Origin of the sequence: Tabrizicola sp., from assembly GCF_041913445.1 — a bacterium.
In the GTDB taxonomy this organism is placed as follows: domain Bacteria; phylum Pseudomonadota; class Alphaproteobacteria; order Rhodobacterales; family Rhodobacteraceae; genus Tabrizicola.
In genome coordinates this window covers 1-5450 of the sequence record NZ_JAYSFG010000050.1, presented here as the reverse complement: position 1 = coordinate 5450, position 5450 = coordinate 1, and the positions used below count along the sequence as shown (strand labels likewise).

At 64.2% G+C, this 5450-nt stretch carries 8 protein-coding genes; 6 read left to right on the top strand and 2 right to left on the bottom strand.

Translation table 11 applies throughout. The annotated features are described in order from the left end of the window. Both ACE3Q6_RS22190 and ACE3Q6_RS22185 read right to left on the bottom strand, forming a co-directional pair. On the bottom strand, positions 1-601 hold a 601-nt coding region (locus ACE3Q6_RS22190), incomplete at its 3' end, for a hypothetical protein (protein ID WP_374437297.1). Between the two features lie 78 nt (positions 602-679). Then, the gene (locus ACE3Q6_RS22185) at positions 680-982 is read right to left on the bottom strand and encodes a hypothetical protein (RefSeq protein WP_028031001.1); all 303 of its coding nucleotides are present in this window, start codon (positions 980-982) and stop codon (positions 680-682) included. 178 nt (positions 983-1160) lie between these two features. On the opposite strand from ACE3Q6_RS22185, the gene ACE3Q6_RS22180 reads away from it, so the two are divergent. From ACE3Q6_RS22180 to ACE3Q6_RS22155, 6 genes are all read left to right on the top strand, one after another. Then, positions 1161-1472 (top strand): hypothetical protein, encoded by a 312-nt coding sequence (locus ACE3Q6_RS22180; RefSeq protein ID WP_374437294.1) that lies wholly within the window; start codon positions 1161-1163, stop codon positions 1470-1472. A gap of 52 nt (positions 1473-1524) precedes the next feature. Then, positions 1525-2154 (top strand): lytic transglycosylase domain-containing protein, encoded by a 630-nt coding sequence (locus tag ACE3Q6_RS22175; protein ID WP_245594992.1) that lies wholly within the window; start codon positions 1525-1527, stop codon positions 2152-2154. Between the two features lie 5 nt (positions 2155-2159). Then, positions 2160-2474, top strand: a complete 315-nt coding sequence (locus ACE3Q6_RS22170; RefSeq protein ID WP_084451041.1) for a TrbC/VirB2 family protein — start codon at positions 2160-2162, stop codon at positions 2472-2474. Positions 2475-2540: 66 nt separating this feature from the next. Beyond that, positions 2541-2816 (top strand): type IV secretion system protein VirB3, encoded by a 276-nt coding sequence (locus ACE3Q6_RS22165; RefSeq protein WP_125327833.1) that lies wholly within the window; start codon positions 2541-2543, stop codon positions 2814-2816. After that, positions 2806-5184 carry a type IV secretion system protein B4 gene (locus ACE3Q6_RS22160; protein WP_374437291.1) on the top strand — a complete coding sequence of 793 codons (2379 nt, stop codon included), beginning with the start codon at positions 2806-2808 and terminating at the stop codon, positions 5182-5184. Before ACE3Q6_RS22165 ends, ACE3Q6_RS22160 begins: the two co-directional genes overlap by 11 nt. Further along, on the top strand, positions 5181-5387 hold the full coding sequence (locus tag ACE3Q6_RS22155) for a hypothetical protein (protein WP_374437288.1): 207 nt from the start codon (positions 5181-5183) through the stop codon (positions 5385-5387). Before ACE3Q6_RS22160 ends, ACE3Q6_RS22155 begins: the two co-directional genes overlap by 4 nt. Positions 5388-5450 lie beyond the last annotated feature (63 nt).

The window sequence follows — 5450 nt, the reverse complement described above, 5'->3', positions numbered from 1 at the left end:
AGGTGCCCTCGTAATCGGTCCAGTCGACGAAGACCCCGCGGAACCAGTAGTCGGAACAGCTTGTCCCCGGTCGGAACGCTGATGCGGACGGAACCTGGGCTGGCGTTGACCGGGCCCAAGCGAAGTCACCCTGTTCGCCGTAGGTCCCCTCGCGGATCGTCGACCAGGTGTTGCAGTCACCGTCCCTGTTGCGGTGCCGCCGGTATTCGATCTGAAATACATGGATCGAACGCACGAAGTCGTAAGCCGGACCGGAAATGTCGACGTCAGCTTGGTCTTGGGCCAGATAAAGCTCGCTGGAACTCTCAACCGATGACTGGGGCCGTGGCCCGCCCTCATGCTGGAGCACGATCTCGAACCGCCGCTCCATCGGGGAAGTTTCGCGGTTCAGGGACGCCCGCATCGGACAGTTCCAGATCTGCAGCGGCGGCTCCACCGGCCACGGCGTGATCCGCGAGATGAACACAGCACGGGCGTGGGCACACTCGGCCGAGGCAGGCCAGCCGCCTGCGAGGCAGAGAAGGATCGCGCAATCGACGGGATAGGCGGCAGCGGGCGCCGAAAGAGAAACTGAGACGGCAGTCGCTGCGACGGCGGCCACAGCTCGTAGGGAGTTCATTGCTGGTTTCCTTGTGAAAGAGCAGGGAAGGGAGGGGCGGGAAAACTTGATCTGGCGCGATCAACCGTCAGGCTCCGGGACGAGGGACTGGTAGTCGCGGATCGCGCGGTTGATCTCTTCGGACACCTCCGATCGCGCGGCATCCAGACAGCGCAGATAGGCCTGCGCCTCATCGAAATAGGCCGTGAACTCCTGCCCGATCTCCACGCGAAACTCGGCACGCGTGGCGGCATCCGTAACCGGCGCGGGCGGGATCGGCGGCAGGCAGTCCAGTGCCGTGGCGCCTTGAGCGACCCCGCAGACAAGCTTTGTGAGCAGGGTGGCGACGACGAGGCGAGCGCTTCTGGAGAGGAGGGTGGGCATGCACGATCCGGAGATTTCAAAACATGTGCATGAATTACAAAACACCGCTATTGACGCAATAGGATTCTACCGCTAGTGGTGCCGTCACGTTGCGCGACGACATGTTTCTCATCAGCGCGACATGCACTATGTTCTGCCGTGAGCGTGTTGCTTCGGAAGGTGCCAACCCATGAGGAACTTGACCCCGGTGATCTTGCAGGCCGGACTGAAGGAGGCCCTGACCGAAGGCGGCATCGTCGAAGCCCTCTGTGTCGAGGACGCAAAGAAGGTTCTCAATGTCTGGCAAGGCACCTGGCGCATTCAGTTGCGTCTTGGTGACCAGACAGCCCTTCTGGTGATTTCGCGCGGGCTCGAACCTCGGGAGTTCAAGACCGTCACTGGTCTCATCTCCTTCGCGGTCGAGTTGGGTCTGACCACGGTCCCCGTTCCTTTGAAGAAGGGCGAGAAGGCGACCTGGACCCATGACGCGGAGGCAGAACCTACCCCTTGACCTGACCCTCTGCGGCGGGCTGGCGCTTTGGCTTTGTGTCGCACAAGGGGCCTTGGCCGAGGTCATCGACCTCGGGGCAGGGGCTGAGGACCTGAGGGTTCGAGCCAGCGTCCTCGACTTTGGCAAAGAGCTTCCCAGACGCGGCGATTTGAACGGCGCCAAGTTCGAAGATGAAGCTGAGGCCGATGCAGATGACGAAGGTCTCGTTGTGCTCGCGTCCTACGGCACGCCCCCGAAGGGCAGGGGCCCGCGCGGCACGGCCGAGATCGAGGACCTCGTTCTCGATGTCGGCGACGACTATCTTCGCCACCCTGCGCTGAAGGCGGCCGGGCTTTCCGGGACGGAATGGCTGGCGCTCTTCCGGGCCAACATCGCCGTGGAATCCGCCTTCAATCCGGATGCGCGCTCCTCCGTCGGTGCCATCGGTCTTGGGCAGTTGATGCCAGGAACCGCTGATCTGCTCGGCGTCGATCCTTATGACCCGGAAGACAACCTGCACGGCTCTGCCCGCTATCTTCTCGCCCAGCTTGAGGACTTCAGCGCTGCCGATCTTGCACTCGCCGCCTACAACGCCGGACCCGAAGCGGTCCGCGATTACGGCGGCATTCCTCCTTATGCCGAAACCGAGGGCCATGTGGCCAAGGTTCTGCGGCTGACCAACGCAACCCTCAGTTCGGAGTAATCCAGATGTTCCGCAATCTTTTCGGTGCGCGTTTGCCGCGCCTGGCTTTGCACACCCTTTTGCTGGCCATGCCCTTTGCGGCGATCCTCGCGGAGCCCGCTCTCGCGCAGAACCTCGATCCCCTCGAGAACATGCTTCAGACCGTGGTTGATGCACTGACCGGCCCGATTGGACGGCTGATCGCCATCCTTGCGGTCGTGGCGGCGGGCTACATGATGTTCACCGGCCGCCTGAACTGGCCCCTCTTCCTTGCCATCTTCTTCGGCGTGGTCCTCGTCTTCTCTGCCGCGACCATCATCGACGGCTTTGCGGCCCCCTGAGGTGGGCAAGGCAACAGGCCGGGTGTGTACGCACACCCGGCTTGGCCGATCCTCCGGATTTCTCCCATGCATGACGCGCCCCTGTTTCTCGGCCTCACCCGGCCGCCGAAGATTTTCGGCCTGCCCATCGGCTATTTCGTGAGCCTGATGCTGGGCTCGGTTATTCCCTTCGTGGGTGCCAACGATTGGCGGTTTCTGCTGATCGGGGTCATCGGATATCCGGTCCTGTGGTTCGTGGCAGACCGCAACCCGAACCTCTTCGAGACGGTCGCAGTGGTCTTCTCCCGGACGCCGCGCACACGGGGCAAGTCAGCCTTTGGCGGAGATCGCCATGTCAGCTGACCTCAAATCCCTCTTCCCGGCCACTCCGGCGCTTCGATCTGTCGTGCGGCCCGGGGACCTCGCAGCCGAGACCCTCGCCCGGCACTTGCCCTGGCTCTCTGCACCTGCGGACAATCTGATCCTGACCCGGCAAGGCGATCTGATCGCTTCTGCCGTGGTCGAAGGGCAGGACAGTTTCACGACGGAAGAGGGGGACCTCTCGCTCGCGACCACCTCGCTTGCGCGGCTGATCGGCCAGTTGGGCGAAGGTTTCGGGTTCCACGTCTCCAAACTGACCCTGCCGGACACCCCACATCTGAAGCCCTTCGATGGTGAGGGCACCAGGGCCGAATTCGCGGCCATGGTTGATGCCCGCTGGCAAGGACATCTTCGCGCCCGCACCCTGAAGCGAAGGGTGCTGGTGATCTCGCTCATCCTTCGCCCTACCGCGCTGAAGCGCGCTCCGCTGATCGGCGCGCTCTTCAAGGCGGCCTTCACCGGCGATCTTGGCCAGCGGATCGAGCGCCTGAATGAAGCGATGGGCCTTTTGGCTGGTGCTTGTCAGGGCCTGGGCTTCCGTCGGCTGACCGTTTCCTCCGGGGAATGGCTGGGTCTCCTGGGTATCCTTCTTGGGCAGCCGATGGCCAAGGTGCTGCCGATGCGCAGCCAGTTTCTTGCCGAGGCCGTCGCGTCATCGCAGATGACGTTTTCTGGGAAGCGGGTGGAAATCGATACCAGCGCCGGGCAGCGTTTCGGGACGATCTTCGGCGTGAAGTCCTATCCTGCCCGAACCTGGGCGCGGATGCTCGACGCGCTGGAACTGCCCTACGACATCGTCATCACCAACAGCTTCACGCCAGCCCGCAACAACGAGATCGAAGAGCGCATCAAGCGCACGGCACGCCAGATGCGCGCCTCCGAGGATGCCGCCGAAACCCTGCGGCAGGAGCTTTACGAGGCCGCAGACAACGTCGCCTCGGGCCGACAGGTCTTCGGCAAGCATCACCTGACGGTCATGGTCACAGCCGAGACCCCGGAACAGTTGGAGGAGGCCGCCTCAGAGGTCTGGCGGGCTGGGCAGGACTGCGGGGCGACTCTCGTCCGCGAGAACTTCGCCGCCCGCGCGGCCTGGTTTGCCCAAGCCCCGGGCAACTGGGCCTACCGCCCGCGCACGGCACTTCTGTCAGCCCAGAACTTCGCCCATCTGGCGGCGCTCCACCGGGTGACGGAAGGTCGCTCCAAGATGCAGTCGCCCTGGGGCGAGACAATCACGGCGCTGCCGACGGTCACCTCAAGCCTCTATCGCTTCAATTTCCACGATAAGGGCGAGCGCGGTGCCGAGCCGAGCGCCGGCCACACGCTGGTGTTGGGCCGCACCGGATCGGGCAAGACCCTCGGCACGGCCTTCCTGATGGCACAGGCGCGGCGGGTTCATGCCCGCATCCTTGTCATCGACAAGGACCGGGGCCTCGAAATGGCCGTGCGCGCCTTGGGTGGCAGCTATTCCGCGATCCGGATCGGCGAGGCGACAGGCCTGAACCCGTTCCAGACCGAAGTCGACGAGCGCGGGGCGGCCTGGCTCACCGACTGGCTCGGCGACATCCTCTCAGGTTCGCGGCCCTTCGAGACAACCCAAGCCGTCAGCCTCAACGCCGCTGTCCGGCAGATCGTTTCGGCTGACCCGCGGCTTCGGACCTTTGATGGCCTCGCAACCCTTGTCGCCTCGACCGACGACGAGGGCGATCTTGTGGGCCGGGTCCGGGAATGGGGGCAGGGTGGTCGGCATGGCTGGCTCTTTGGCCCAGGTGCCTCCTCGGAGATCAGCCTTTCCGAAGATGTGGTCGGCATAGACATGTCGGAAATCCTCGATCTCGGGACCGAGCGCTCGGCACTTCTCGCCTATCTCTTCCGCCGCATCGAACGGATGATCGAGGATCGCCGTCCGACCCTCATCGTCATCGATGAGGCCTGGAAAATGCTCGACGATCCGATCTTCGAGAAGCGACTGCATGACTGGCTCGTCACCATGCGGAAGAAGAATGCCGTGGTGATGATGCTGACCCAGACGCCGACCCACCTGACTCGGGTCAAGGTCGGCCAGATCATCGCGGAAAGCGTGGTGACCCAGCTTCTCTACCCGAACCCGCGTGCCAACCCCGAGGATTACCGGATCCTGCGGCTGAACGAGAAAGAGGCCGAGTTCCTCTGCACACCCACGGGCGGCCTGCGCCTCGCCCTCCTGCGCTCGGCCGGTGACTCGGTCTTCGTGAACATGGATCTCGCGGCCTTGGGACCCGCTCTCGCCGTTCTCGGCGGCGGTCGATCCGGCGAAGACCGCGCCCCCTATGGCTGGCGCGACACCCCCGACTTCTGGAAGGACATGACGTGACCAGACGCACCCGCTTGATCCCCGCTTCCCTTCTCGGGCTCACCCTCCTCTCCGCCTGCGCCGGTGTCGAGACAGGCGCCGTCTCCCCCTGCCACGGCCAGTTCCGGGCCGAAGGCAAGTACTTCGCATCGCGCGAGCAAAGTGACGGCACGACCGTCGTTGTCTCGACGATGAACGCCCCCGACGCGCCGTGCGCGGACTGAGCCACCGCATGCGTCGCGCACCCCTCCTTTTCGGGCTTCTCCTGGGCACTGCGCTGCCCATGG

Excerpts from the sequence above, each read along its gene's own strand:
- ACE3Q6_RS22185 (WP_028031001.1), bottom strand. The coding sequence starts at position 982 with ATGCCCACCCTCCTCTCCAGAAGCGCTCGCCTCGTCGTCGCCACCCTG.
- ACE3Q6_RS22170 (WP_084451041.1), top strand. The coding sequence starts at position 2,160 with ATGTTCCGCAATCTTTTCGGTGCGCGTTTGCCGCGCCTGGCTTTGCAC.
- ACE3Q6_RS22165 (WP_125327833.1), top strand. The coding sequence starts at position 2,541 with ATGCATGACGCGCCCCTGTTTCTCGGCCTCACCCGGCCGCCGAAGATT.
- ACE3Q6_RS22160 (WP_374437291.1), top strand. The coding sequence starts at position 2,806 with ATGTCAGCTGACCTCAAATCCCTCTTCCCGGCCACTCCGGCGCTTCGA.